The sequence below is a fragment of the Burkholderia sp. CpTa8-5 genome (assembly GCF_017815045.1).
Taxonomy (GTDB): Bacteria; Pseudomonadota; Gammaproteobacteria; order Burkholderiales; family Burkholderiaceae; genus Burkholderia; species Burkholderia sola.
Map to the genome: position 1 here is coordinate 597802 of NZ_JAGIQD010000001.1, position 26644 is coordinate 624445.

The 26644-nt window shown below is 68.6% G+C and carries 32 protein-coding genes; 11 read left to right on the plus strand and 21 right to left on the minus strand.

The features are described from left to right. Positions 1–355: 355 nt before the first annotated feature. A complete protein-coding gene (locus J8I35_RS02690) occupies positions 356–640 on the plus strand; it encodes a helix-turn-helix transcriptional regulator (RefSeq protein WP_050017827.1) in 285 nt (94 codons plus the stop codon). Beyond that, entirely contained in the window at positions 630–1934 is a 1305-nt protein-coding gene (locus J8I35_RS02695; protein WP_209924397.1) for a HipA domain-containing protein, read from the plus strand. The genes J8I35_RS02690 and J8I35_RS02695 overlap by 11 nt, the downstream gene beginning before the upstream one ends. A gap of 69 nt (positions 1935–2003) precedes the next feature. Here the strand turns inward: J8I35_RS02695 and J8I35_RS02700 are convergent, their stop codons facing one another. Further along, positions 2004–2969 carry an SDR family NAD(P)-dependent oxidoreductase gene (locus tag J8I35_RS02700; protein ID WP_124630967.1) on the minus strand — a complete coding sequence of 322 codons (966 nt, stop codon included), beginning with the start codon at positions 2967–2969 and terminating at the stop codon, positions 2004–2006. A 139-nt stretch (positions 2970–3108) separates the two neighbouring features. On the opposite strand from J8I35_RS02700, the gene J8I35_RS02705 reads away from it, so the two are divergent. Continuing rightward, positions 3109–4029: an AraC family transcriptional regulator gene (locus J8I35_RS02705; RefSeq protein ID WP_050017846.1), complete on the plus strand. Its 921-nt coding sequence runs from the start codon at positions 3109–3111 to the stop codon at positions 4027–4029. A 143-nt stretch (positions 4030–4172) separates the two neighbouring features. Here the strand turns inward: J8I35_RS02705 and J8I35_RS02710 are convergent, their stop codons facing one another. The 11 genes from J8I35_RS02710 to J8I35_RS02760 form a co-directional block, all read right to left on the minus strand. Then, the gene (locus J8I35_RS02710) at positions 4173–4703 is read right to left on the minus strand and encodes an OsmC family protein (protein ID WP_124630969.1); all 531 of its coding nucleotides are present in this window, start codon (positions 4701–4703) and stop codon (positions 4173–4175) included. Positions 4704–4763: 60 nt separating this feature from the next. After that, entirely contained in the window at positions 4764–5834 is a 1071-nt protein-coding gene (locus J8I35_RS02715; RefSeq protein ID WP_124593653.1) for a substrate-binding domain-containing protein, read from the minus strand. Positions 5835–6000: 166 nt separating this feature from the next. Beyond that, positions 6001–7059, minus strand: a complete 1059-nt coding sequence (locus J8I35_RS02720) for an ABC transporter permease (RefSeq protein ID WP_050017822.1) — start codon at positions 7057–7059, stop codon at positions 6001–6003. Continuing rightward, positions 7056–8624: a sugar ABC transporter ATP-binding protein gene (locus tag J8I35_RS02725; RefSeq protein WP_209924398.1), complete on the minus strand. Its 1569-nt coding sequence runs from the start codon at positions 8622–8624 to the stop codon at positions 7056–7058. The genes J8I35_RS02720 and J8I35_RS02725 overlap by 4 nt, the downstream gene beginning before the upstream one ends. 102 nt (positions 8625–8726) lie before the next feature. Beyond that, positions 8727–10109: an NtaA/DmoA family FMN-dependent monooxygenase gene (locus J8I35_RS02730; protein WP_050017820.1), complete on the minus strand. Its 1383-nt coding sequence runs from the start codon at positions 10107–10109 to the stop codon at positions 8727–8729. Between the two features lie 26 nt (positions 10110–10135). After that, a complete protein-coding gene (locus J8I35_RS02735; RefSeq protein ID WP_124555851.1) occupies positions 10136–10903 on the minus strand; it encodes an ABC transporter permease subunit in 768 nt (255 codons plus the stop codon). Continuing rightward, a complete protein-coding gene (locus J8I35_RS02740) occupies positions 10900–11634 on the minus strand; it encodes an ABC transporter permease subunit (protein ID WP_209924399.1) in 735 nt (244 codons plus the stop codon). Before J8I35_RS02740 ends, J8I35_RS02735 begins: the two co-directional genes overlap by 4 nt. Before the next feature lie 4 nt (positions 11635–11638). Continuing rightward, positions 11639–12442 carry a transporter substrate-binding domain-containing protein gene (locus tag J8I35_RS02745; protein WP_050017817.1) on the minus strand — a complete coding sequence of 268 codons (804 nt, stop codon included), beginning with the start codon at positions 12440–12442 and terminating at the stop codon, positions 11639–11641. A 179-nt stretch (positions 12443–12621) separates the two neighbouring features. After that, the gene (locus J8I35_RS34490) at positions 12622–12900 is read right to left on the minus strand and encodes a hypothetical protein (protein ID WP_235356312.1); all 279 of its coding nucleotides are present in this window, start codon (positions 12898–12900) and stop codon (positions 12622–12624) included. Between the two features lie 36 nt (positions 12901–12936). Continuing rightward, entirely contained in the window at positions 12937–13149 is a 213-nt protein-coding gene (locus J8I35_RS02755) for a twin transmembrane helix small protein (RefSeq protein WP_006489184.1), read from the minus strand. Next, a complete protein-coding gene (locus tag J8I35_RS02760; RefSeq protein ID WP_050017815.1) occupies positions 13146–13496 on the minus strand; it encodes a hypothetical protein in 351 nt (116 codons plus the stop codon). The genes J8I35_RS02755 and J8I35_RS02760 overlap by 4 nt, the downstream gene beginning before the upstream one ends. Before the next feature lie 245 nt (positions 13497–13741). Between J8I35_RS02760 and J8I35_RS02765 the strand changes: the two genes are divergently transcribed. Together J8I35_RS02765 and J8I35_RS02770 are read left to right on the plus strand one after the other, a co-directional pair. Next, positions 13742–14500, plus strand: coding sequence for a YoaK family protein (locus J8I35_RS02765; protein WP_089490379.1), 759 nt, complete (start codon positions 13742–13744; stop codon positions 14498–14500). Positions 14501–14596: 96 nt separating this feature from the next. After that, a complete protein-coding gene (locus tag J8I35_RS02770; RefSeq protein WP_006489181.1) occupies positions 14597–14782 on the plus strand; it encodes a ribbon-helix-helix protein, CopG family in 186 nt (61 codons plus the stop codon). Between the two features lie 63 nt (positions 14783–14845). Here J8I35_RS02770 and J8I35_RS02775 read toward each other — a convergent pair whose 3' ends face one another. Continuing rightward, complete coding sequence (locus J8I35_RS02775) at positions 14846–15682, minus strand: spermidine synthase (protein WP_050017813.1); 837 nt, start codon at positions 15680–15682, stop codon at positions 14846–14848. Positions 15683–15763: 81 nt separating this feature from the next. Further along, a complete protein-coding gene (locus tag J8I35_RS02780) occupies positions 15764–16105 on the minus strand; it encodes a zinc ribbon domain-containing protein YjdM (protein ID WP_006489167.1) in 342 nt (113 codons plus the stop codon). A 140-nt stretch (positions 16106–16245) separates the two neighbouring features. On the opposite strand from J8I35_RS02780, the gene J8I35_RS34495 reads away from it, so the two are divergent. From J8I35_RS34495 to J8I35_RS02795, 3 genes are all read left to right on the plus strand, one after another. Beyond that, positions 16246–16749, plus strand: coding sequence for an HPr family phosphocarrier protein (locus J8I35_RS34495; RefSeq protein WP_245170052.1), 504 nt, complete (start codon positions 16246–16248; stop codon positions 16747–16749). A gap of 65 nt (positions 16750–16814) precedes the next feature. Beyond that, entirely contained in the window at positions 16815–17036 is a 222-nt protein-coding gene (locus J8I35_RS02790) for a hypothetical protein (RefSeq protein ID WP_050017811.1), read from the plus strand. 140 nt (positions 17037–17176) lie between these two features. Beyond that, positions 17177–17743, plus strand: coding sequence for a GNAT family N-acetyltransferase (locus J8I35_RS02795; protein ID WP_050017810.1), 567 nt, complete (start codon positions 17177–17179; stop codon positions 17741–17743). 22 nt (positions 17744–17765) lie between these two features. Here J8I35_RS02795 and J8I35_RS02800 read toward each other — a convergent pair whose 3' ends face one another. Both J8I35_RS02800 and J8I35_RS02805 read right to left on the minus strand, forming a co-directional pair. Further along, a complete protein-coding gene (locus J8I35_RS02800) occupies positions 17766–17987 on the minus strand; it encodes a hypothetical protein (RefSeq protein WP_050017809.1) in 222 nt (73 codons plus the stop codon). Positions 17988–18010: 23 nt separating this feature from the next. Then, positions 18011–18343 carry a hypothetical protein gene (locus J8I35_RS02805; protein WP_209924503.1) on the minus strand — a complete coding sequence of 111 codons (333 nt, stop codon included), beginning with the start codon at positions 18341–18343 and terminating at the stop codon, positions 18011–18013. Positions 18344–18927: 584 nt separating this feature from the next. On the opposite strand from J8I35_RS02805, the gene J8I35_RS02810 reads away from it, so the two are divergent. Further along, positions 18928–19638 (plus strand): response regulator, encoded by a 711-nt coding sequence (locus tag J8I35_RS02810; protein ID WP_124593662.1) that lies wholly within the window; start codon positions 18928–18930, stop codon positions 19636–19638. A gap of 63 nt (positions 19639–19701) precedes the next feature. Here J8I35_RS02810 and J8I35_RS02815 read toward each other — a convergent pair whose 3' ends face one another. The 3 genes from J8I35_RS02815 to J8I35_RS02825 form a co-directional block, all read right to left on the minus strand. Continuing rightward, positions 19702–21333 (minus strand): efflux transporter outer membrane subunit, encoded by a 1632-nt coding sequence (locus J8I35_RS02815; RefSeq protein WP_245170053.1) that lies wholly within the window; start codon positions 21331–21333, stop codon positions 19702–19704. Positions 21334–21340: 7 nt separating this feature from the next. Beyond that, positions 21341–22933: a DHA2 family efflux MFS transporter permease subunit gene (locus J8I35_RS02820; protein WP_050017806.1), complete on the minus strand. Its 1593-nt coding sequence runs from the start codon at positions 22931–22933 to the stop codon at positions 21341–21343. 85 nt (positions 22934–23018) lie between these two features. Beyond that, positions 23019–24419 carry an HlyD family secretion protein gene (locus tag J8I35_RS02825; RefSeq protein WP_209924401.1) on the minus strand — a complete coding sequence of 467 codons (1401 nt, stop codon included), beginning with the start codon at positions 24417–24419 and terminating at the stop codon, positions 23019–23021. A 159-nt stretch (positions 24420–24578) separates the two neighbouring features. Between J8I35_RS02825 and J8I35_RS02830 the strand changes: the two genes are divergently transcribed. After that, positions 24579–24779 carry a hypothetical protein gene (locus J8I35_RS02830; RefSeq protein WP_089490375.1) on the plus strand — a complete coding sequence of 67 codons (201 nt, stop codon included), beginning with the start codon at positions 24579–24581 and terminating at the stop codon, positions 24777–24779. A gap of 199 nt (positions 24780–24978) precedes the next feature. Continuing rightward, positions 24979–25452, plus strand: a complete 474-nt coding sequence (locus J8I35_RS02835) for an NUDIX hydrolase (protein WP_209924402.1) — start codon at positions 24979–24981, stop codon at positions 25450–25452. Here J8I35_RS02835 and J8I35_RS02840 read toward each other — a convergent pair. Both J8I35_RS02840 and J8I35_RS02845 read right to left on the minus strand, forming a co-directional pair. Beyond that, positions 25427–25909 (minus strand): DUF1641 domain-containing protein, encoded by a 483-nt coding sequence (locus tag J8I35_RS02840; protein WP_209924403.1) that lies wholly within the window; start codon positions 25907–25909, stop codon positions 25427–25429. The genes J8I35_RS02835 and J8I35_RS02840 overlap by 26 nt on opposite strands. A 114-nt stretch (positions 25910–26023) precedes the next feature. Next, positions 26024–26503, minus strand: coding sequence for a BON domain-containing protein (locus J8I35_RS02845; RefSeq protein WP_050013925.1), 480 nt, complete (start codon positions 26501–26503; stop codon positions 26024–26026). Positions 26504–26644 lie beyond the last annotated feature (141 nt).

Consider the following 26644-nt stretch of genomic DNA (forward strand, 5'->3'; position numbering starts at 1 on the left):
CACCTTGCCACCGCGGCTACGGTCCGGACGTTCTTCGCGGAACGATCGCGCGTCGCCACTCCGCGCACGGGACGGCGGCAAGCCGGCGGCCCCTGCAGCCATCCGCCGCGCGCACGATCCGGCGTGGCCGGTCGGACGCGCATGCGAAGGCGCCCACGTCCCTTCTCTTCGCATCCGATCGGATACGAATACTGGTCCTACGCCCCTTTTCCCGATATTTCGTTCCCGATTGGGAACGAAATGGCATCCGAGCCGTCGGGATCATCCGTTCGTTCCCGTACGAATACGAACTGCTGCCCAACCCCGCGAGTTATGCAATACTGTTCCCGATCAGATACGAAGCACGGAGAACGTCATGTCGGAGTCCCAATCCGTCGACACGATCGGCGCGCTCGCCCACTTCATTCGCGCGGCGCGAATCCAGCAGGGATTCACGCGGGACGAACTCGCGAACGCGACCGGGCTGTCGCCGAAATTCATCAGCCAGGTGGAAGCCGGCAAACCGACCGCGCAAATCGGCAAGGTCATGCTGCTGCTGAGCGAGCTCGGCGTGCGGCTGTACGCGGAGTCGTCGATCGAGATCTCCGAAGCCACCGCGCTGAAGGCCGCACAACGCCGCAGGAGCAGCTATGGCGGCTAGAACGCTGATCGCGTCCGCGAACGGCGTGCGCATGGGCACGCTGACCGACGACAAGGGAATCTGGTCGTTCGCGTACGCCCCGCAATGGCTCGCGTCGCCGGCCGCGTATCCGCTGTCGCCGGCGTTTGCGCTGCGCGCAGACGTGTTCACCGACACGTCGACCGATCGCCCGGTCCAGTGGTTCTTCGACAACCTGCTGCCCGAGGAAGGCATGCGCACGTCGCTCGCGCGCGAGGCGAAGGTCGATGCCGCCGACGCGTGGGGCCTGCTCGCGTACTTCGGCCGCGAATCGGCCGGCGCGCTGACGCTGCTGGCCGACGGCGAGCAGGAAACGCCCGGCGGCCTGCAGCCGCTGCCGCTCGACGAACTCGAGCGCCGGATCCAGGCGATGCCCGAGCGCGCGCTGACGGCCACCGCGCCCAAGCGCATGTCGGCGGCCGGCGCGCAGCAGAAGCTGCTGCTGGTGCTGCGCGGCAACGCGCCCGACTACGCGCTGTTCGAGCCGGTCGGCAGCGAACCGTCGATGCACCTGCTCAAACCCGACATGCGCGCGGCCGGCTATCCGCATTCGGCGATCAACGAGTTCTTCTGCATGCGGCTCGCGAAAAAGATGGGGCTCGACGTGCCCGACGTGCATTTCCTGCGCGCGCCGTCCGCCTGCTACGTGATCGACCGGTTCGACCGCGACGTCGCGTCGGAACCGGCCGGGCGCGTGCATACGATCGACGCGATGCAACTGCTCAACTACGACCGCGGTTTCAAGTACCAGCGGGCGAATGCACAGGAACTGGCCCGCGCGATCGACCGCACCAGCACGCGCGCGCTCACGCGTCTGTCGGTGTTCCGCTGGACCGTGTTCAACGTGGTGGTCGGCAATGCCGACGCGCACCTGAAGAACCTGTCGTTCTTCGTCGACGCGCGCGGCTACCGGCTCGCGCCGTTCTACGACATCGTCAGCACGGTCGTGTATCACACGCCGACGCACCGGCCCGACCATCGCGGCGATCACTGGCCGCACTGCGAGCTGACGATGCCGCTCGGGAATGCGACGCGGTTCGCCGATATCGACGCGAATGCGCTGGTCGCGTTCGGCCAGGCGCTCGGGCTCAGGGAGAAAGCGGCCGCCAGCGAACTGCAGCGCTTTCTCGAAGCGCTCGATCGTCACGTCGAGCAGACGCTCGATGAAGTGCGAAAGATCGCGCATCCGGACGCCGGGGAAATGCGGTTGCTGAATTCGATCGTCGCGATGCCGATCGCGGAAATGGGGCGCGCGCTGCGACAGACGCGCGGATAGACTGCCGCGCGCGAGTATCGAATCGCCGCCGATACCCGCGCGGCGCCCGGCCGGGCGAATGCGTGGGCGTCAACGGCGCACGGCAAAGGCATCGACGCCCGTCGCCGCGGCGGACCACGCCCACAGCCGCGCCGCGTCCTCCGGATCGATCGCATGCGGCCGCACGCCCGATTCCTCGTTGCCGCGCGTCACCATCGCGACGTCGCAATCCTCGCAATAGACGCCGCCGAGATCGGCAATGCGCGGCGACGTCGCCGCCCATACCTGGGTTGCCGCGCCCTGCGCAGGCGTTTTGAAGGTCGGATCGATCGGCACGCCGTGCTCGTCGACCCAGCCCTGCGCCATCATTTCCGCGCGCGTCAGATGACGCTGCAGCGGCGTCGCGATCTTGCCCGGATGCAGCGAATACGCGCGAACCCCGAACGGCGCGCCGAGCCCGTCGAGCTGCACCGCGAACAACGCGTTGGCGGTTTTCGACTGCCCGTACGCGAGCCATTTGTCGTAACCGCGCGCGAAATCGATATCGTCCCAGCGGATCGGCGACAGCCGGTGCCCGAGCGACGACACCGCAACCACGCGCGCACCGTCGCCGTGCGCGAGCGCCGGCCACAGCCGGTTGACGAGCGCGTAGTGACCGAGGTGATTGACGGCCATCTGCGCTTCCCGGCCGTCGCCCAAGCGAGTTTCCGGGCACGCCATGATGCCCGCGCTGTTGATGACGACATGCACGTCGCGACGCGCGTCGACGAACCGCGCGGCGAATGCGGCCACGCTCGCGGGGTCCGCGAGCTCGAGCGTCGCGATCTCCACGCCGGCGATGCCGCGCGTCGCTTCGCGCGCGGCCGCGGCGCTCCGTGCGCCGACGACAACGTGCGCACCGGCCTGCGCCAGTGCCCGCGTGGTTTCGAGGCCGAGACCCGAATGGCCGCCCGTGACGATGGCGGTCTTGCCGTGCAGGTCGAGGCCGGCCAGTACGTCGGTCGCCGTCGATCCCGCGTCGAATCCGGAATGAAGGGGATGCTGCCTGCTCGTCATCGAAAGCTCCTGGAATGATGCTCGATGCGCGCGGCCGCCCGTCGGCCGCGTCACCGCACGAGATCATTCTCCAGCCGCGCATCCGGACTGTGAATGCAATAGAATCCGGTTTTTCGTCGAGATCGTCCGGGGATTGCGCGTGGACCCGCTATCGGAAGTGCTGTCGCTGCTGGAAACGCGCGACTCGTTTTTCACCGGCCTGCGGGCCGGCGGCCCGTGGGCGGTCGACCTTCCGCCGCCCGACGGGATCAAGTTCAACGCGGTGGTCGAAGGCAGTTGCTGGCTGACCGTGGACGGTGCGGGGCCGCCTGTCCGGCTGCGCACGGGGGACTGCTTCCTGCTCGCCGCGCCGCGGGCATTTTCGCTGGCGAGTGATCCGTCGGTCGCGCCGGTGCCGGCCGCCGACGTGTACCGGCATCTCGAACGCGGTATCGCGCACTACGGCGAACCGGCCGACTGCTTTCTGATCGGCGGCCGCTTCGCGTACGAGGAAGGCATGCCGCTGCTGCTCGGCAGCCTGCCGCCCGTGGTCGTCGTCAGCGGCGATTCCGAACCGGCGGCGGTGCTGCGCTGGTCGCTGCAGCAGCTCGCACGGGAATTCGGCGCGGCGTCGCCGGGCGGGTCGCTGATGGTCCGGCATCTCGGCCACATGATGCTGGTGCAGATCCTGCGGCGCTATGTGGACGCCGGCGCGAACAGCGATGTCGGGTGGCTGGCCGGGTTCGCGGATGCGCGCGTCAGCGCGGCGCTGGCCGCGATTCACGCCGCGCCCGAGCGGCGCTGGACCGTCGACGCGCTGGCGGCCTGCTGCCACGTGTCGCGTTCGACGTTCGCGCTGCATTTCAAGCGGCGGCTCGGGTTCGGGCCGCTCGAATACGTGCTGCGCTGGCGGATCCAGCTGGCGATGCGCGAACTGCGCAGATCGAACGCGTCGATCTCGGCGATTGCGCAGCGGCTCGGCTACGACTCGGATAGCGCGTTCGGCCATGCGTTCAAACGCATCGTGGGCTGCTCGCCGCGCGCCTATCGTCATGACGTGACGAAGGAACCGCGCAACTAACGTCGTGACAGCCCTCGTCGGGCGCGTGGCGGCGCGAATTCGTCAACGTCATGCATTCGCATTACGACTATCAGGATAAGTATTCTTATCACAATACGTCTATTTCATTTCCAAACTTGGCCGAGCAGCAATGCGTCATCGCATCACGCGCCGGTATGCCGCAATTCCCCGTCGATGTGCTGCGGCAGCCTCAGCAGGTTGAAGATCGGGCACACCTCCTCGACCGCCTGATGCAATGCACGAATGGCTTCCGGCGGCTCCGGCGACACGATGTCCAGCGTATAGCGGATGTTGTGCGGGAATACCGGCACCTGTTCGAACCCCGGTTGCTGCGCGAGCGGATGCTGGTCGCCGGTGACTTCGACTTCGATTGCGTCGATCTTCAAGCCCCGCTCCGCGGCCTGGATCAACGTGATGTGCGTGAGGCAACTGCCGAGCACGCCAAGCTGCAGCTCCGGCGATGCGGGCCCCAGGTTGTAGCCCGCGAAATCGGGCGGGCTGTCGCTGATCACCTGGAAATCGCGAATCCGGATCTCGCGCACGCCACTGCGGCCGAGCGCGCGCACGGTCGCCTTCAGCGGCGTCGCCTTGAAATCGGGATCGTTGCGAGCGGCCTGCTGCTTCGCGTGCCACGCATCGCGCTTTTGCGCGAGATAGTCGTTCAGGGTCGTCATGGTCAAGTCATGGGCAGGCGGCACGCACGCGACGGATCGGTTCGCTGCGCGCCGAAGCGATCAGTCGATCGCCGGAATCCACGCGGCCGTCGCCGCGTCGCTCGTGCGGAACGCCGGGAACTTCGCGCCGAGTTCGGCCACGGTATGAATGTCGTTCTTCACGAGATCGTCGCGCGTGATCAGCGTCGGCTTGACCGCGATGCGCGCGCCCGGGTTTTGCCCGGCGACCAGCAGCGCCGCGGCCCGCACCGACACCGCGCCGACGACCGCCGGATTGGTCGCGGCCGTCGCGACCCATGCGCTGTTCGGCGCGCGGATGGCCTCGATGTCGGCCGTCGACACGTCCGCGCTGTAGATGCGCAGCTTCGACGACAGCCGGGCCTCGTCGGCCGCGAGCTTCGCGCCGCGCGCGAATTCGTCGTACGGCGCGAACACGACGCGAATGTCCGGATTCGCGCGATACACGGCCGCCGCCTGGTTCGCGACCGACTGCGCGATCGGATTGTCGACGGTGCCCCAGCGCGCCTTTTCCCGAACCTGCGGGTGCGCGCGCTTGAAATCGCGCCACGCGGCATCGCGCCGGTCGAGCGGCGCGAATCCGGCCACGTACACATACCCTGCCGAGAACGCGTCGCCGTTGTCCTTCACCGCCTGATCGAGCAGCAGGTTCGCGAGGTCGCGATCGTTCTGCTCGATCTGCGGCACCTTCGGATTGGCGAGATCGACGTCGAACGCGACGACCTTGATGCCTTTGTCGAGCGCACGCTGAACGACGTCCTTCAACGATTCCGGCAAGCCGTGATTGACGATGATCGCGGACACGCCGATGTTGATTGCCTGCTGAATCTGCTCGCGCTGTTCGGCCGCGTCCTGCCGCCCTTCGTAGATGCGCAGATCGACGCCGAGCGCGCGTGCCTGCTTCTGCGCGCCGGCTTCGTAGGCCTGGAAGAAATCGCCGGTCGACAGGTAGTTGACGAGCGCGATCTTCACGCCGCCCTTGTCGAACGGTGCGGGCGCGCCCTTGAGCGGGCCGGCGTGTGCCGCGGGCATACCGAGCGCGAGTGCGGCGCCCAGTACGAGTGCTCCGAGTTTCGGTTCGAGGCGCGACTTTCGGCGAAGCAACGAGCGCATGGCGTGTCTGTCTCCGTACAGGACGATATCGGCTCAATCTATCAGCACGGCACGCGAACTCAAACCGACCGATTCGGCAATCGATATTACTTTGGATAACAAACGGTCCAGCTTGAAGATTCTTCGGACCCTTGGACGCAGGAACCGAGTCTTGGCGCCCTCACCGTCACGCCCGGGCATCCGTACGGCGACCGATGCCGAACGTAAACGCCAGGGCGAGCACGAGGAGCACGCCCTTGATGAAGTCCTGCATATAGTAGGGAGCATTCAGCATCGTCAGCCCGTTGAGCAACACGCCGACGAACACCGCGCCGACGACCGTGCCGAACACGTTGGGCCGCTTCGCGCCCCACACCGCGTAACCGATCAGCGCGGCCGCCACCGCGTCGAGCAGCAGCGAGTGGCCCGCACTCACGTCGCCGCGGCCAACTCGCGCGGCGATCAGCACGCCGCCCAGCGACGCGATCGCGCCCGACACGACGTACGCGGCGACACGGTAGCGCGCGGCCGGCGCACCGGCCAGCCGCGCGGCCGTTTCGTTGCCGCCGATCGCGTAGATCACGCGGCCCCAGCGCGTCGCTTCCATCGTGATGCAGGCCAGCACCGTCACGGCCGCCAGCAGCAGCACCGGCAACGGTACGACGTCGAACACGCGCAGGCGGCCGAGCGCGAGGAACGCGTTGGGGAACACGCCGGTGGCGTCGGTGCCGTCCGGCAGCACGGAGCCGGTCGCGAGCGAACGGCCGCCGGTCGGAATCAACTGCAGGCCGGCCAGCAGGAACAGCGTGCCCAGCGTCGCGAGCTGGTCGGGCACGCGCAGCCGCGTAATCAGCAAGCCGTTGAACAAGCCGGCGGCCACGCCAAGCGCGACGCAGGCGAGCGCGGCAGCCCACGCGCTGCCGTGCCAGACGACCAGCACGTAGCTCGCGGCCATCTGCGCGGTCGCGGCCATGCTGCCGACCGACAGGTCGAAACCGCCGGCCGCGAGCGTGACCGTCACGCCGATGCCGAGCAACGCGACGATCGACACCGCCTGCAGGATGCTGAACAGATTGTCGAGGTTCAGGAACGCGGGCTCCTTGCGCGCGAATACGACCACGAGGATCGCCAGCACGAGCAGGATGCCGGTCCGTTCGAGCGCATCGCGGAGACGGAGCGGCCAGGGGCGCGACGAACGTTGGACGGATGCGGCATGACGGTCAGCGGAAGAAGTCACGGGTTTCATGAGCAGGCACGCACGATGGAAGAAGTCGGAGGCTGGCAATCGAGCGTCGCGCGATCGAACCGCACGATACGATCGGCGATCTCGGCGGCTTCCTCGAGATCGCTGACGAACACGATCGTCGCGCGCTCATGCGCATGACGCCGCAGCGTATCGACGATATCGGCGCGCGCGCCCGCATCGATGCCCTGGAACGGCTCGTCGAGCAGCAACAGCCGCGCCGGTTCGGCGTGCCAGCGCGCGAGCACGACCTTCTGCTGGTTGCCGCCGGACAGGTGCGCGACGCGATCGTCGGGCCCCTCGCAGCGAATGCCGAACCGCGCGATCGCCGCCGCGGCGGCCGTGCGTTCGCGCGCTCGGCGCACCGCGCCGCTCGCGAACCAGCGCGACAGGAACGGAAAGCCGATCGTGCCCGCGATCGATGCGAACGGGACGCTGTCGGGGAACAGCGACGTGCGCCAGCGGTCCTCGCCGGCCAGGAATACGCCGGCGCGAATCGCGTCCGCCGGCGAACGTGGCCGCCACGGCCGGCCGTCGAGCGTCATCTCGCCGGCCGCCGCCCGCACCGCGCCGAAGATCGTCCGCGCGAAGCGCGATTTGCCGCCGCCGACGGGGCCCGCGATCGCGACGATCTCGCCGCGCCGGACGTCGAGGTCGAACGGCGTGCCGGTCGGCGTCAGCCGGATCTGCCGCGCGCTGAAGCCTGAGCCGACCACGCCTGCGGATTCGACCCGCCCGGCACGCTCCGGCGCTGCTGCACGCGCACGCGGCAAGGGCCGCCCGATCATCGTTTCCACCGCGGCGTCGAAATCGATCGGCGCGGCCAGATCGGCGACGATCCGGCCGTCGCGGACGATCGCCGCGCGATCGGCGATGCGGCGCAAATCGCCGAGCCGATGCGATACCAGCAGGATGGCGACGCCATCGCGGCGCAACGCGTCCACCAGCACGAACAGCCGCTCGGCCTCCGCCGCGGACAGGCTCGCGGTCGGCTCGTCGAGAATCAGCAACGACGGTTGCCCGGCCAGCGCACGCGCCAGCGTCACACGTTGCTGGTCGGCCAGCGACAGCGCGGCGAGCGGCGCCGCCAGGTCGACGTCGAGCCCGACCCGCGCGGCGAGCGATCGTGCCGCGTCGCGGCGAGCTGCCGGCGGCACGCGCCACGGCGACGCCGGATCGCACAGCCGGTCGAGCAGCAGGTTGTCCGCGATCGACAGCGTCGGCACGACTGCATCGGCCACCGACTGGTGCACGGTCGCGACGCCGAGCCGCTTGGCCGCGTGCGGCGACGCCGGCCGATATGGTTCACCGCGCAGCGTCAGCATGCCGCCGTCCGCGTGCAGCGCACCGCTCAGAATCTTGACGAAGGTCGACTTGCCCGCGCCGTTCGCGCCCATCAACGCGACGACTTCGCCGGCGCCGATCGACAGGTCGAGCGCCGACAGTGCGACGGTCGCGTCGAAACGCTTCGCGATGCCCGTGGCGCTCAGGACGGGCGGCAACGCCGATCGACGGGGGCGATCTTCGCGCCGCGTCGCGTCCACGGTTTCGTTCGTCGCGCGATTCATGCCGGACGGTTCCGGTCGGCACGATGCGGTTGCAGCAGGAACAGTACGTCATCGGTCATGTCATGCAACTCCGCTGAGGATCGCCCGGTATCGATCGGCTGGTCAGCCCGCTTCAGGCACGGGAAACCGGAACGACGCGCCATGGGCCGTGTCCGGCAGGCGGTCGCGCCCGCTCAGCCGGGAACGGAAGGTGCCGCCCGCCGGCGACGTCCGGTACAGGCCGCGCTTTTTCAGTTCCGGCACGATCAGTTCGGCGAAATCGTCGAGCGTGCCCGGGCTGATCAGCGGATTGAGCATGTAGCCGCTCGTCGTCGACTGCCGCGCATGCTCGGCGAGCTGGTCCGCGACTTCGTCGGGGGAGCCGACGAGGATCAGGTCGGTGCCGCGCGTGACGCTCGCGAACTTGCGCCGCACGTCGCCGGCGGTGAGCGGCTTGCCGCTGCCATCCGGCCGCACCACGTAGGACGTCAGCCCTTCCGTCTGCGTCGTCAGCGGTTCGTCGTCCGCATAGCGGTCGATGTCGATGCCGGTGTCGCCTGCATAGCTGACGAGCTGCGCGTGCTGGTGATAGTGCTGCTGCAGCGTGTGATATTTCTCCTTCGCGTCGCCCGACGAGCGCGCGGTCACGATCCGCAGCACCGTCAGCGACTTCACGTCGTCCGCCGCGCGGCCGCGCTCGGCCGCGCGCCGGCGAATCTCGTCGAGGCCCGCGCGAATCTCGTGCGGATTCGACTTCGCGACGAACACCACTTCCGCGTGCTTCGCCGCGAACTCGCGCCCGCGCCCCGACCAGCCGGCCTGGATCAGTACGGGCGAGCGCTGCGGCGACGGCGCACAGACGTGCGGCCCCTGCACGCGGTAATGCCTGCCTTCATGCGCGATTGGCCGCACGCGGTCGCCACGCGCATAGCGCGGCGCGTGCTTGTCGGCGACGACCGCGTCGTCCGCCCAGCTTCCTTCCCACAGTTTGTAGACGACGTCGAGAAATTCCTCCGCGCGCGCATAGCGTTCGTCATGGCCGATCATCCGGTCGAGCCCGAAGTTGCGCGCCGCGCTCGTCAGGTAGGACGTCACGATGTTCCAGCCGATCCGGCCGTTGCTCAGATGATCGAGCGTGCTGAAGCGGCGCGCGAGCGCGAACGGATGCTCGTACGTCGTGCTCGCCGTCACGCCGAACGCGAGCCGCTCGGTCTGCGCGACGAGCGCCGGAATCAGCATCATCGGATCGTTCGCGGGCGCCTCGACCGCCCACTGCACCGCGGCGTCGGCCGACCCGCCATAGACGTCGTACAGGCCGAGCACGTCCGCGAAGAACAGCATGTCGAGATCGGCCTGCTCGGCCGTGCGCGCGAGGTTCGACCAGAACGGGAGCGTATTCGCGCGCAGCCGCTCGTCGGCGGGATGGGTCCACAGGCTCGGCGCGCCGCCGCAGCCGACGCTGGCTTGTTCGTACAGGGAAAACAGCAAGGGGCGAGGATCGGACATCGTCGAAATCGGTACCAGGCAAGAAATCAGTTGGGTGCCGCCCACGCGCCCGACGACGCGCGGCCGCGCGGTGCGGACACGCGGTCGTCGGGCGTGCGCGTCAGGTAGCGATTGATGCGCTTCTCGAGACGGGCGGCGGGAATGGTCAGCAGCGCGACCAGCACGACATAGACGATCGCCGCGCCGGCCAGCGGTTCGTACACGCGCAACGTCTCGAAGCGCAGCGTATTGGCCGTGCCCATTACGTCGAACACGGTCACGGTCGACGCGAGGACGGTCGATTTCAGCAGCAGGATTGCCTCGCCGGTGAGCGCAGGCAGCGCAAGCCGCCATGCACGCGGCCCGACGATGCGGCGCAGCACCTGCATGCGCGTCATCCCGTAGGCATGGCCGGCCTCGATCTCGCCGGCCGGCACGCCGGCGATCGCGCCGCGCAGGATCGTCGCGACGTACGCGCTCTCGTTCACGCTCAACGCGACGATCGCGTACCAGAACGCGTCGCGCAGCAGCGGCGACGCCCAGCTGTCGCGCATCCATTCGCGCGGAACGATCTGCCCGAATCCGTAGTACAGCAGATAGAGCTGAACGAGCAGCGGCGTGCCGCGGATCAGCATGAGCCAGCCGCGCGCGGACCAGCGCAGCGGCGGATGGCGTGCACCGGCGGCGAGCGCGAGCGGCACGCCCAGCAGCACGCTGGCCGCGCCCGACAAAAACGTCAGCGCGAGCGTGGTCGGCACCGCGGCGAGCAGCTTCGGCATCACCGTGTCGAGCAGAAAAGGCAGCGAGAAGATCATGTCGTCGCGCGCCTCGTGCCGCGATTCGCATACCGTTCGAGCGCCGCGAAAATGCCGGTCGACGTGATGCTCAGCAGCAGGAACAGTGCGGCCGTGACCAGATAGAAGAAGACGTAGTGCCGCGTCGCACCGGCCGCGAGCTGGCTCGCCTTCAGCAGATCCGTGAACGAACCGAGCACGCTGATGAACGACGCGTCCTTGGTCGCGTTCAGCCACACGTTGCCGACGCCCGGCAGCGCGAGCCGCGCGGCGGCCGGGAGCCGGATGCGCGCGAACGTCTGCCAGGGCGTCATCCCGTACGCGTGCGCGGCTTCGATCTCACCGACCGGCACGTTGACGAGCGCCGCGCGGAAGATGTCGGCGAGATACGCACCCTGGATGAAACCGAGCGACAGCGCGGCGACGACGAACGGATCGAACGCGAAGTCGCCGGACACGATGCCGCTGCCGCGCAGCGCGTTCTCGATGGCCGGTGCGACCGCGTAGAACGCGAGCAGCAGGCACAACAGCTCGGGCAGCGCGCGCACGAGCGTCGTGTAGAGGCGCGCCAGCCACACGAGCGCCGCGTATCGCGACAGCTTGCCGAGCGCGCCGGCGATGCCGAGCAGCACGCCGGTGCAGAACGATGCCGCCGCGACGCCGAATGTCAGCGCGAACGCGCCCGCGAACACGCGGCCATAACCGCCGTCGCCGAATGCGAGCAACGCGAGCAGCGAATCGTCGCCGGCCATGCGCTCAGCGACCCTTCTCGATCGTGCCTTTCAGGTTCGGATAGCGGGCGGTGATCGCATCCCACGTGCCGTCCTGCTGCAGTTGCGCGATCGCGGTCGACAGCTTGCCGCGCAGCGCATCGCCATGCCGCACACCCGCGCCGATGCCGAGCCCCAACACCGGATTGTCCGCGCACGTGGCCTTGACCTCGAAGTCCTTGCCGTCGCGCGACGCGAGGAACGCCGTGAACAGCCCCTTGCCTTCCTGCACGTAGTCGACGCGACCGGACACCAGATCCGCGAGCGCATTGTCGAACTTGTCGAACGCCTTGATCTGCGCATCCTGCTTGAAGCGGGCATCGAGGAACGCCGAGAAGTTCGTGCCGGCCTCGACGCCGATCACGCGGCCCTTGAAGGTGGCGGGCACCGCGCAGTCGACGCGGCGCCGGTCGCTTTTCGCGCCGACGAACACGGTCGGCGATTCGTAATACGCGCGGCTGAAATCGATGGCTTTCTGCCGCTCACCGGTGATCGTCATCGACGACCAGATCACGTCGATCTTGCGGTTCTGCAACGCCGGAATCAGGCCGTCCCACGCAATGTCGGTAAGCTCGCAGCGCACGTTCAGCTTGCCGCACGCGGCCTCGAGCACGTCGATTTCCCAGCCCTTCCACTTGCCGGAGGCATCCTTCGAAAAGAACGGCGGGTACGACTCGGCGTCGATGCCGACGCGCACCGTCGGCTGGGCCGCATGGGAAACCGGCGCAAGGCCGAGCACGAACAGCGCGGCCGCGACACGGCGGCCCCCGGAACGCATCAAACGATTCATGTGGCGCATTTCTGGAATAACGTCGGAACGACCGGCGTTGCAGCCGGCAGGAGGCGTGACTGTAATGCGCGCCGAAGCGTGTACCAAATGGTTATTTTTTCGATGGATATCTGATCGCGCGATATGCGCGCAACCGCGTACCGTTCGACGTCCGGCACGGTACGCGGTTCATCCGTCGTTCACGCCGCCACGGCCTCGCGCCGCAACGCCGGCAGTTCCAGATTCGCGCGGAAATCGCCGCCCATATGGTCGATATCGAGCAGATCGCGCCGCCGCAACTCGGGCAGCAAGCCGTTGAGCAGCAGGTCTTCCCGGTCCGGCTGGCCGAGCCCGTGCAGCGGCGGCGCGCCCGCCGTACACGGCTGCAACGGATCGCGCGGGACCCGTACGGTTCGTTCGACCCGCGCTATCCGGTCGGCTGGATCATCGGCGAAGGACTCGACGCGGTCGGTATTCACGGCGACGCGCGCCGCCGCCCGCGCGACAACCGCGCGTCACCGCCCGATCGGCAACCCGGTCGGTTCGATCCAGCCGAGCTTGTACGCGATCAGCAGCGACAGAAACAGCGTGACCGACAACCCGACGCGCGCGGCGAGCGACCACGCCATCCGCTTGGATTTGCCGCGATCGTGATTCATGAAGTACAGCGCGAAGATCAGGCTCGCGATGATCATCGCGAATGCCACAGAAACCAGCAGGGTTTTCATTGCCGTTGCCTTTGAAGATCCGAATCGGCCTGAATCAGTTCGGCCAGTTTTTGCCGCTCGTCGGCGACGCCGCCGACACCCGATGCCGGCCAGTCCAGCGCGACGCCGTTGCCGAGCGAATCGCGCACGAGCGCCTGGTAGCGCCGGTCGTTGATCGTGCCGTGTTCCATCGTGTCCGAGATCTCGCGCCGAAACGGCAGCGGGAAACTTGCGTACCCGCGCGACAGCGCCGCATATTGTCTCGCATCGATCTCTTTCGACGAAGGTATGACGGTCCAGATCACCACGGCGACGATGGCCGTGAACGGGATCGCCGTGTAGCGAAGGATGAACTTGATCGGGGTCATGAAGCGGTGAGCAGAAGGGAATCGCGAGTGAGCGAGCGCCGCGCGGCGTCGAAATCGCCAGCCGCCGCGCGTTGCATCATTGTACTGAAAGCACCATCCTGCCAACAGAGTATGATAATGACATTATCATGTTCATCACATGATTCGACAGCCCCGGGATCCGGTGCAAGCAGCGTGCCCGTCACGCCATCCGCACCGGTTTTCCGCCTGTACCCGCGAATCCGCGACGATCGAGCGAAGCCCTTATGCCAGCGCAGTACTTTCGAACCCTGACGGGAAAACACCGCAGCGCGACCGCGAACCGCCAGCTCGGGTTTTCGCTCGCGTTCGTCGCCGGCGCGGCCAATGCCGGCGGCTTTCTCGCGGTCAAGCAATACACGTCGCACATGAGCGGCATCGTATCGGCGATCGCCGACCAGACGGCGCTCGGCGACGTGCGGCTCGCGCTCGCCGGCATCAGTTCGCTGGGGTCGTTCCTGATCGGCGCCAGTTGCTCGGCGATCCTCGTCAACTGGGGGCGCCGCCGCGGGCTGCACAGCCAGTTCATGCTGCCGCTGCTGGTCGAGGCGGCGCTGCTGTTGCTGTTCGGACTGCTCGGCAGCCATCTCGCGCTGTGGGAAACGTTCTTCGTGCCGGTGACCGTGACGCTGCTGTGCTTCATCATGGGGCTGCAGAACGCGACGATCACGAAGCTGTCCGGCGCGGAAATCCGCACGACGCACATCACCGGCATCGTGACCGATCTCGGCATCGAGCTCGGCAAGCTGTTCTACTGGAATCGATCGGCCATCGACGTCGACGCGCATGCGGTGATCGCCAACCGTTCGAAACTGAGGATACACGCGACGATGCTCGCGTCGTTCTTCGTCGGCGGCCTGGCCGGCGCCATCGGCTTCAAGCACGTGGGCTACGTATCGACCGTGCCGCTCGCCGCGGTACTCGTCACGCTCGCGATCGTGCCGGTGCTCGACGACCTGTTCGCGCTGCTGCGCGCCAAGCGCTGATCGTGTGCCACGGGCGGCACTTGGGCGCTTCCGGAGCTCGAGCCGACAGCGCATCGATTATAATTTGATTAACATACTGATCACTCTCGCCCCGTCATGGAAACGAAAACCGCCCGCCTGACCGTCCTGATCGATCCCGCGAAGAAGGAAGCCTTCGAGATGCTCTGCGCGGAGCAGGATCTTACGCCGTCGCAAGTCGTGCGGCAGTTGATCCGCGAATATCTCGACCGGCACGGCGTCACGTACAAGACTCGCAGCGCGATCGGCAAGCGCGTGAAGTAAGCGCGGCCGCAAAGGCGCGCGGCGTCGGCGCGGTAGCCACGGCCGCCGCCACCTCCGTCACCATCACGCGCCGATCTCCCAACGTTCGTGCGATTGCGCACGCCACACCAGCCGCCGCGGATCGATGCCCTCGCCGTGCTTCATGCGCCTCGCGGTGGCGGCCAGCTTCAGTTCTCCCGCCTGCGGGCACGCAAGCGCCCGCTCCAGCAGGATACGCAGCGACGGCAGCCGGCTGCCGTCCTTCCATGCGAATGCAACGAAGTTGTTGTCGTCGCCGCACGGCACCAGCGCATACGACGAGCCGAATACCGATCGCAACTGCTCGAGGTGCTGCGGCAATGCCGGATCGTCGTCCATGAAGTTGATCGCGAGCACGCCGGCTTCGCTCAAGCGCGCGCGGCACGCATCGAGAAATGTGCCGCCCGTACAGCGGCCGCGCATGCCGTCGGCGACGAATGCATCGTGCAGGATCACATCCGTGCGCACATCCGCCCGCTCCAGATGATCGGCGCCGTCGGCGCATACCACGCGAAAGCGCGCGTCGTCGGCAGGAATCCTGAACACGTCGCGCAGCGCGATCACGTCCGGATTGATCTCGACCGCGTCGATCGACGTGCCGGGCAGGTGGCGGTAGCAGTACTTCGCGAGCGACCCGCCGCCGAGCCCGAGCATGCAGATGTGCGCGGGCTCGGCCTGCAACAGCAGAAAGCCCATCATCACGCGCGTATAGCCGAGCGCGAGCCGCACCGGATCGCGCAGCGACATGAAGCTCTGGGTGCCGAGATGATCGAAGTGCAGCGAGACCGCGTGCTGCGTCTCCAGCACGAACGGCCGGCCGTCGTTCAGCGGCGTCGCCAGGAACCTGACGAACGCGTCGTAGGAAGTTCGATCCTCGGCCATGTGCGGGTAATCGGCTGACAAGCAGCGGCTGAAAAAGCAGCGAATGAAAACGCGGATGCAACGGTCGCCTGGACCGTGCGCTCAGACCTTCTTCAGGTAGCACGCCTTCAGCATGAAGCCGCCCATGTCGGTCTTGCAGTCGACCTCGTGATCGCCGCCGACGAGCCGGATGCTCTTGACCTTGGTGCCCATCTTCAGCGTGATCGACGAACCCTTCACGCGCAAGTCCTTGATCAGCACGACCGAATCGCCGTCCGACAGCACGTTGCCGTTCGCGTCCTTGACGACGTCGCCCGCCGGTTCGTCGCCGGCCTCGGCGCCGGCGTCGGCCGACCATTCATGGCCGCAGTCCGCGCACACGGTCAGCGCGCCGTCCGGGTAAGTGTTTTCCATCGCGCATTGCGGGCAGGCAGGGGCGTTCATTGCGGCTTCCATTCGGGGAGGGGTTCGGGTCGATCGACGATGCCGGGCGAGCACGTTGCGCGCCCGGAGGCGCGGCGACTCGCTCCGCCGGCAGTGCGGCGGGCCGGCATCGGCGCACACGCCATTATAATGCAATTCACATGATCTGGCGGATGCATTATAATCATCCACTTCCGACAATCCGCGAACTTGAATGCGCCTTCGCAGCGGATGTCGGCACGTTCGCGCCGAATGGCGCGCGCAATCCGCCCGGCCGGCGCCCCGCGACCCTGCGGGAAATCGTGACATGCCGGCCGCCCGATGTCCGCAACACGTGCGCAACCGTGCACCGTGCATGTCGCGCACCGCCCCGCCCACCTGTCCGGAGGCTTTCCAGCATCGTGGCAACCGTTGTGTACGTTGAAATCGGCCCCGCATGGAACCGCAATCGCGGCCGCGCCGCGCGCGACGCGGCGGTCGACGCGGCACGCCGTTTCGACAGCGACATCCAGCTGATCGCGAACGGGCACCGCTGCAACGCAAAAGACAGCGGCGCGATCGCGTCGCTGCAGGTTCACGGCGGCACGTCGGCGCAGGTGCTCGCCACCGGCCCCGACGAGGAAGCGGCGCTGCACGCGCTGCTGCCGTTGCTGCAAGCAAGCTGACGCGTGCGCCGCCGATCCGGCGGCCACGCGCCGTCCATCCCGAAACGCCATTTCACGAGGAAGCGATGAACGAGACTCTCACGCCCAACACCCCCAATCTGTCGGCCTCCGCGATCTGGGCGCTCGAACGCCTCGCCGATGTTCGCTACGGCCGCGACGCGCCGGCGCTCGGCTGGTCGATCGCGCGGGAGCTCGTCAACGCCGGGTTCGTCAGCCATCCCGCGCACGGGCGCTCCGGCGCGTCGATCACGGCCGAAGGGCGCTCCTTTCTGAAAAGCCGCAAGTAACCCCTGCCACCGCCGAACCCCGGCCATCCGCGCGATGCGCATGCCTACCCCGATGCGGCCGGGGAATTGCGTCCGCATCGCCGTTTACGCGGTATCGTACGGGACCCAAGCGCGGCGCCCTGCGTCGCCGTCCCTTCCTCATGGAACGCCCGATGACAATCAGCGCCGTGCCACCCGTCTCGTCCCCGCCCGTTCTCGACACGCCACGCCTGATCCTCGAAGGCCACCCGCTCGGCGACTTCGACGCGCTCGCCGCGATGTGGGCGGAGCCCGGCGTCGTCGCGCACATCTTCAACGGCACGCCTTCCACGCCGCGCGACTCGTGGATGCGCATGCTCGCGTATCGCGGGCTGTGGCCGCTGCTCGGCTATGGGTACTGGGCGATTCGGGAAAAAGCGTCGGGCCGGTATGTCGGCGATCTCGGCTTCGCGGATTTCCACCGCAACATCGAGCCGTCGATTCGCGGCGTGCCGGAGGCCGGCTGGGCGCTGGCGACGTGGGCGCAAGGCAACGGCTATGCGACCGAGGCGCTCGCGGCCGCGCTCGCATGGCTCGACGCGCAGCAGCGATTCGAGCGCAGCGTGTGCCTGATCGCGCCGACCAACGTCGCGTCGATCCGGGTCGCGGAGAAAGCCGGTTACGGCGCGCCGCAGCGCATCCGCTTCAACGACGCGGAGTCGCTGATGTTTTCGCGCAAGCGTCGATAGGTTGGGCGAACCGGCGGGCGAGTCAGTCGGCGACCGGTTCGTAGCAATGCATGAAGAGGCCGTCGTCCATCGGCCAGCAGTTACCGCATTCGTCGCGCAGGATCCAGTCGCCCGGCTTCACCGAACGCCAGCCTTCCGGCGTCGCGACCGCCCACCCGCCGTGACGGCGCTCCACCCGTTCATGGTCGCCGTCCGCGAACCACCGCGTTGCATCGACGTGACCGGTGCGTTTCTTGAATTTCATTCCACCACCGAAGGAAGCGAGTCTTAGTGTCGCGTAGTCGCCGCGCCCGGATCGGGCAACCGCTGCTGCGCCCTCAGTGCGTTCGTTGCCAAGCGGGTTTCGTGCAACGCTTGCCAGCCCTCCGCGATGAGCGCCTCCAGCGTGTCGCGCGCGACCGTGGAAATCCTGACGTCCATCTCCTGCACCTTCATCAGCGCCGACACGACCGTGGCCGGTTGATTGGGTGCAAGCGCAACGATAAACGCCGAACGCATCTCGGCGGCCCGGACGGCCTCGTTCCAGTCGGCACGCGCCACCGCGGCTTCGATCGCGTGCGTGAGTGCATCGAGACGCTGGACGACTTGCAACGGCGTCATTTCGTTTCCCCGTGAATGATTCGTACTGTCCGCTTGCGGGCCCGTCGGGAGCCGGCGCGGCGTCGATTCGACCCACGCGCAGCCGGTTCCGCACCCGAGCAGCATGACGCGACGTGCCGTCGAAACCGGCCGTCGACGCGCTCGGGAACCAGCGGCGATCGCACGATGCGAGGCGCGTCAGTCAGGTTCGGGAATTGTAGGGAGCAGGATGCCCGGACGTCGGTAATATTTTGTAATGATATGTCGACTAACCTTGCCTGGCCTGGGTTCGGCCGGTGCGAACGACGTTCGCGACAGCGCATCGGCGCAAACGTTTTCGTCTGAAGGATGCCTGCTCGCGCATCGTCGCGAGCGCCGCGCCGGATCTCGCATCGACCCGTTTCGGCCGCGCGCGGCCCTGCCCCGCTCCCCCCCGCGTTTCACCCGGCAGCGGCGATTCCCCCATAGCTAAGCTCACCGAACGATTCAGAATTCGCCACATTCCGTTGGAATGTTGCGCAGTATCATCCACGTCGCTTCGGCTACGACGCGCTCGGACTGGGCCTGACCGCTCGCCACCTTCCCGTTTGCCCCTTCGTTTAGCGATGCCCATCCGAATCCTGCTCGTCGAAGACGACGTCCCGCTGTCCGCGCTGATCGCCGATTATCTGCGCAAGCATCATTACCTGGTGGATACGCTGTTCGACGGCGCCGGCGCGGTGCCGGCGATCGTCGCGAGCCGCCCCGACCTCGTGCTGCTCGACGTCAATCTGCCGGGCAAGGACGGCTTCGAGATCTGCCGCGAGGCGCGCATGCACTACGACGGCATCGTGATCATGGTGACGGGCCGCGACGAACCGTTCGACGAATTGCTCGGCCTGGAACTCGGCGCGGACGACTTTCTCCGCAAGCCGGTCGAGCCGCGCCTGCTGCTCGCGCGGATCAAGGCGCAGTTGCGGCGTACGCGCGCGCCGACGGGCGACCCCGTGCCGGATTCGCCGCAGCGATACGTGTTCGGCAAGTTCTCCATCGACCGGGCCGACCGCCGCGTGCATCTTCCGGACGGCAGCATGCCGCGCCTGACGTCGACCGAATTCGACCTGCTGTGGGCGCTCGCGTGCCGCGCCGGCGAGGTGGTCAGCCGGGAAGACCTGACGCTGCTGCTGCGCGGCATCGCGTTCGACGGCCTCGATCGCTCGATCGACGGCCGCATCTCGAAGCTGCGCCGCAAGCTGCGCGACGATGCGAACGAACCGAAACGGATCAAGACCATCCGCTCGAAGGGCTATCAGTTCAGCAAGCACGCGTGGGATTGAGGCCGCGCGTGAGCGGACGAGCTGCGTAGCGCGCGGCCCGCGATGCCCGGCGCGCGCTCGGGGCTACTGCGCCCGTGCCGTACCGGTATCCGTATCCGGTCCGGCCTGCCATCCACCGCCGAGCGCCTTGTACAGCGCGACGAGATCGGTCGTCGTCTGCAACGCGCCCTGCTCGGCTTGCTGCCGGCCCTCCGACCATTGCCGCTCGGCGTCCAGTACGTCGAGGAACGGCGACAAGCCCTTCCGGTATCGATCGCGCGCGAGGTCCAGCGCGCCCTGTTCGGCCCGCACCGCGTCGTCGAGCGCGGCCGCGCGCGCCTGGTCGGTGCGGTACACGGCCAGCGCATTGTCGACGTCGCGCAGCGCGACGAGCACGGCTTGCCGGTAAGCGAGCGCCGCTTCGGCCTGGCGCGCCTGCGACAGCCGCAGGTTCGACACGAGCTGCCCGCCGGAGAAGATCGGCAGCGATACGGCCGGCCCGAACGCATAGAACAGGTGCGACCAGTGCGCGAGTTCGCGCACGTGCGATGCGCGCAGGCCGACCTGCCCGGTCAACGAGACGTCCGGATAGAACTGCGCGACCGCGACGCCGACGTCGGCGGTGGCCGCGTGCAGCTCGGCCTCCGCGCGACGGATGTCGGGGCGTCGGCGCGCGAGTGTCGACGGCAGGCCGACCGGCACGGTCGGCGGCACGTCCGGCAACGCGCGCGGCGCGTCGAGCCAGTCGTCGAGCGCGCCCGGCGCGCCGCCGACCAGATACGCGAGACCGTTGCGCAGCAGCACGATCTGCTGGTCGAACTGCGGCAGTTGCGCGCGGATCTGCGCGAGCCGCGCGTCGGCGCTGCGCACGTCGAGATCGCTCGCGAGACCGTGCGCGGCCTGCTCGCGCGTCAGGTCGACCAGTTCGCGCTGCGCGCGTTGCAGGTCGTCGGCCAGCGCGCGTTGCGCTTGCGCGCCCCGCAGTTGCAGATAGGTCTGCGCGACTTCGGCCTCGAGCGACAGCAGCGCATCGTCGCGGCCCGCGACCGCCGCGCGCGTCTGCGCGCCGGCCGCTTCGACCGAGCGGCGCACGCGCCCGAACAGGTCCAGCTCCCACGATGCGTCGAACCCGGCCTGCCACAGGTTGACCGGCGATTCGAGCGCATCGAGCGCGCCGCGCACGCCTTGCTGCACGCTCTCGCCGGTGCCCGGCCCGAACCGGTCGAGCGGCGAGCCCGGCGCGCCGAGACGATCGACGCGCTGGTCGATGCCCTGCTCCTCGACGATGCCTTTCAGGCCGAGCTGCTCGCGCTGGTAGCTCGCGTTCGCGCGCACGTCCGGCAAGCCCTGTGCGGCAGCGGCCCGCGCCTGCGCGCGCGCCTGCGCGATGCGCAGCACGGCGGCCTGCACGTCGAGGTTGTCGTGCGCCGCGCGCTCGACGAGCTGGTCGAGCAGTGGATCGCCAAACGCGCGCCACCAGCGCGGATCGGGATCGGCGTCGACCGTCGGCGACGACCGTGCGGCGACGCCGGACGCGGGGGCGGCCGCCTGCCCGTCCGCCCGCATCGCATGCCAGGTGTCCGGGACGTCCGCTTGCGGCGGCTGGTAGTCGGGTCCGACGGTGCAGCCCGCGACGATCGCGCATCCCGCGAATAGCGTCACCGCGCGGCACACGATGGGGCGAATCAGGTGGCGGCGACGATTGTTCCGATGCATGCGCATGTCAATGCCCTCCCGCGCCGCCCGCGGCCTTCGCCGGCGAGAACAGGAACGTCAGCGGAATGCTGAACGCGCAAAACACCGCGAGGATCGCGAACACGTCGATATACGCGAGGATCGTCGCCTGCGCGATGAACGTCTCGTACAGCCGCCCGGTGGCCGTCTGCAGCGCGGATGACGGCGGCGCACCCGTCAACGCGCCCACCGCGCGCGCGTTCTCCTGCAGCGCATCCTGGAAGTTCTGCGACAGCGTCGACATGTGCGTGGACAGATGCGCCATGCGCGCCTGCGTGCGCTCCCGGATCAGCGCGGTCGACACCGAGATGCCGATCGAGCCCGCGACGTTGCGGAACATCGTGAACAGCGCGGACGCGTCGTCGTTGAGCCGCTGCGGCACGGTCAGGTACGCGAGCGTCGTGATCGGCACGAACATGAAGCCGATCGCGAGCGACTGCGCGCAGCGGATCATCATCAGGTGCGTGTAGTCGATGTCCGGCACCAGCGTGCGCGAATAGATCAGCGAAACGCACAGCAGCACGAAGCCGAACCCGACCAGATAGCGCGTCTGCACGTGCGGCATCAGCCGGCTCACGAGCGGAATCTCGAGCGTGATCAGCAGCGCGCCGGGCGACAGCACGAGCCCCGCGAGCGTCGCCGTGTAGCCGAGCCGCTGCTGCGCGAGCTGCGGCACGATCACCGCGCTGCCGTACAGCACGGCCGCGAACGTCGCGATCGTCACGCAGCCGAGCGCGAAATTGCGGTCGCGCAGGCACGACAAGTCGACCACCGGCTTCTTCGTGCGCAGCAGCCACAGCGTCGCGCCGACCAGCCCGAGCGCGGACAGCACGGCGAAGACGCGGATGAAGTTCGAGCCGAACCAGTCCTCGTCCTCGCCGCGATCGAGCATCACCTGCAGGCAGCCGAGCCCGATCGCGATCAGCCCGATGCCGATGTAGTCGATGGAAATCCCGCGTTCGGCGCCGCGCCGCCACGGCGGATCCTCGACGAGCTGCATCACCGCGAGCACGGTCAGCGCGCCGATCGGCACGTTGAGCAGGAACACCCAGCGCCACGAGAAATGGTCGGTGATCCAGCCGCCGAGCGTCGGCCCGAGCACCGGCGCGACGACGATCGCGATCGCCGAGATCGAGAACGCGCGGTTGCGCTGCGCGGGCGGGAACGTATCGAGGATGATCGACTGCTGGTTCGGCTGCAGCCCGCCGCCGAACAGCCCCTGCAGCACGCGGAACACGATCAGTTCGCCGAGGTTGGTCGCGACGCCGCACAGGAACGAGCACACGGTGAACGCGGCGATGCACAGCAGGAAGTAGCGCTTGCGGCCGAGCAGGCGTCCGAGGAACCCCGAGATCGGCAGCACGATGCCGTTCGCGACCAGATACGACGTGAGCGTCCAGGTCGCCTCGTCGTAGCTCGCCGACATCGTGCCGGCGATGTGCGGCAGCGCGACGTTGACGATCGTCGTGTCGAGCACCTCCATGAACGCGGCGAGCGTGACGACGATCGCGATGAGCCACGGGTTCGCGGCGGGACGCCACGTGCCATCGGATGCGCCGCTGCGCTCGGGTGGCCGGTTCATCGGCGGGCCTCGTCAGGCAAGAACGGCATGCGGGTATCGGGCATCGGATCGCTCCGGTCGACACCGGTCGCGGCACGGCGGCCGGTCATTTCAGGTGGACGGTCGGCACGGCCGACAGGCCGAGACCGAGCGGCGGACGGTTCGGCAGCGGGCCGTCGAGCACGATCTTCACCGGCACGCGCTGCACGATCTTCACGAAATTGCCGGTCGCGTTCTCGGTCGGGAATGCGGAGAAGCGCGAGCCGCTGCCGAGCTGGATGCTGTCGACGTGGCCGTGCAGATCGAGATCGGGATACGCGTCGACCGACACGTCGACGCGGTCGCCGACGCGCATCCGCTCGAGCTGCGACTCCTTGAAATTCGCGGTGATCCACACGCGCGGCGTGACGATCGAGAAGATCGACGTGCCCGCTTGCAGGAACGAGCCCAGTTGCACGTTGCGCCGCGTGACCCAGCCGTCGGACGGCGCACGCATCTCGCAGTACGACAGGTTCAGGTTGGCCGTCTCGAGCTGCGCGCGCGCCTGCAGCACCTGCTGGCGGCGCTCCTCGACGGCCGTCTCGGCCTGCCGGATCTGCTGCGGCACGAGGCTCGCGGTGCGCGCCTGCGCCTGGGCCATCGCGACGTTCGCGTCGGCGGTCGCGCGCTGCGCGTCGGCCGCGTCGATCGCCTGCTGCGAGGTTGCACGCGCATCGACCGCGCGCTGCCGTGCCTGCGCGGCGAGCGCCTGCCGGTACGCGGCTTCCGCGGATTCGATCTGCGCGCGCGCCTGCCGGTACTGGGCCGGATACTGCACGCGCGCGATGTCGAGCTGCACGCGCGCCGCATCGAGCTGCGCCTGCGCGAGACCGCGCTGCGCCTGCGCGGCGTCGACCTGTGCGCGGTAGTCGCGCGGATCGATCTCGACGAGCACGTCGCCGCGCCGCACGAACGTGTTGTCGTCGACCGCCAGCCGCGTCACGTAGCCGGACACGTGCGGCGCGACCGCGACCGCGTTGCCGTCGGTGTACGCATCGTCGGTGCTTTCCTGGTTGCGCGTCGCGAACCACCACACGAGCCCGCCGACGAGCAGCACGAACACCACCGCGCCGAGGATGATCAGCGGCTTCTTGCCGGGCCGCTTGCGTTCGCCTTCGCCGTTGTTGCCGTCTCCGTCGCCGCCGGTGCGGCCGCCGCGATCGTCGTGCGGATGGTGGTCGCCGCCACCGCCGCCCGGCGCGTCGGTCGGCCGCTCGCCGTTGCCGCCCGGCGCGGCGCCCGGGCCGCCGGCGCCGGACTGGCCGTCGCCCGCCCGCGCGACGGCGGGCGGCCGGCGCTCGAACGCCGGCCACGGCACCCGCAGCGGCGTCGACGGTACGACGCCGGCCATCGCCGACGCAAGCGCGTCCGGCGCGCCGGCGCCGTCCCGTCCGGGCGTCGACGCGCGCCGGAACGCGACGCCGAATCGCTGACGAACGGATAACGGGCACAAGATCGCATCGGGCATGAAACGGAGCTCCAGGCGGCGGGCGCGGGCGTCATTGCCCGCGCCGACCTCAAGCGCGCGATCAAGCAAACAGCGGGCCCGGCAACGGGCTGCGTTCGACCGCGGCACGCCCGATGCGCGCTGCGTACGCTTCAACCGCCCCGACAGGACGCCCGAACCATGACACGCTCGACCTCACTCGACACCGACACACGCGACGAAGATCGCGGCGACAGCACGCCCGGCCCCGAGGGCAAGCGCCGCGGCACGACCACGCCGCCGCCACGCAGCGCGCACGACCCCGCCGAAGGCAAGCCGGCCGGGAAGGAAAACGGCACGTCGCCGCATCGTCCGCCATCCGGCGAGCACGGCCGCACGTGATCGCCGCGCCTCGCGCGGCCCGCCCTCCCGAAGCGGCCGCACGGAACGGCGGCAGAAATGACAAGCGGTTGAAAATTCGCGGGCGACGATCGACGCGTTTGCCCGAATCGTTCACACGCCGCCCCGCGCGACGGCGACGCAGGAACGCACGTTGCGGCACAGGCGCATGGATCTTTCAATCACCCACCCCCTGCCCTGCATGACGCTACCCGACCCGTCCGATTTCCCCGTCCGCGCGGTGCCGCTCGCGCCGCTGGCGAAGGAACGCGCCACGATCGTCTGCGTTCGCAACCGGCGCGTGCTGCTGGTCGCGCGCGGGCGATCGTCGCGCTGGACGCTGCCGGGCGGCGTGATCCGGCGCGGCGAATCGGCACTCGACGCCGCGCATCGCGAGCTTCGGGAGGAAACGGGACTTGTCGGTCTCGAACTCGCGTATTTCTTCTACGTGGACGGCAGCGTGAAGCGCCATCACGTGTTCGTCGCGAGTCTGCCGCGCGGCGCGCACGCGTGCCCGGGCCGCGAAATCGCGCTGTGCCGCTGGGTCGGCATCGACGCGGTGCCGCACTGGCCGGCAAGCGCGCCGACCCAGCGCATCATCCGTCAGTTCGCGGGCCTGTGCGCCCCCAGCGACCTGCAACCGGACGCGGTCACGCGTCTTTCGTCGTCTCGTTGAGCCCGGCGACCGGCGGCTGCGGATCGCGCGCGAGCCCTTGCGCGAAGACTTTCAGCCCTTCGAGCAGCGGCGTCAACGCATCCCACAGCGCCTCGTCGTGCAGCAGCCGATAGATGCCGCGCACGCCGGGCGCGACATGCTCGTGCTGCGCCGGCTGCCACGCGCCGACGTGATGCAGCGCGTCGGCCGCCGCGAACGCGGCGCGACCGAACTGTTCCGGCGGAATGCGCGACAGCGCCGTCACCAGCATCGCGAGATTCTGCATGCCGCTCTGCATGCCGGGCTTGTCGAGCGCGTCGACGAACGTGTCGGCGAGTCGCGCGTTCGCGCTGACGACCTCGTTCGCGAAGCGCAGGAAGCCGTGCCGATGCAGGCTGCCGAGCAGGTGTTCGAGCGCGTCGTGCGCGCCGGGCTCCGGATGCAGGGGCGTCGTATCGGGGGGCTGGCGGTCGGTCATGGGCTTGCTCCGGTTGAGGCGCCAGGCTGCCGTCGTACCGGCAGCCGTGCGTGCGCCGAATGCGTGTCGTACTCGTTCGCCGGCCCCCCGCCAGTGCGGGCAGCCGCGGCCGCGTCAGTGCGAATGACCGTCGGGCGACGCCTTGTATTCGCTGCGCGCGCCCATCGCGTCCTCGACGTGATGCACGCCGTGCAGCGCGGCGACGCCGTCGATCAGCGCCTGCCGTTCGGCCTCCTCGACCTGTCCGGTCAGGCACACGTTGCCGTGCTCGACGCTGACGTCGATGTCGCGCGGGCGACCGACGAGCCGGCCGAGCGCCGCACGCACGCGCTCGGCGACCTGCACGTCGTTCGCATCGCCCGCGAGCCAGTCGGCCCGCAGGCCGGCGATCGCGCCGCGCGCATGGTCGGCCGCACGCTTCACCTGCGTATTCGCGTAATCGGTCACGCCGTGGCGGCCCGCAGCCGCCTTGTCGCGCAGATAAGCGCGACGACGCCGGCCGGACGACGGATCGAGGAAGTACATCGCGGCCGCCCCGCAGGCGACGGCCACCGCAATATTCAACAGCGGATTCGAAGGGGTTCTGGAGTTCATGGAAGCACCATACGCAATACCCGGAACGACCGGGCTTCGTCTCGGTGTGCAGCACGTGCCGTTCCCCGCTGCAGGCGGCGCGTGCACGCGGTCGCGCCGCGACGCGGCGCCGGAAACGACAAGCGTTTGAAAAATCATCGG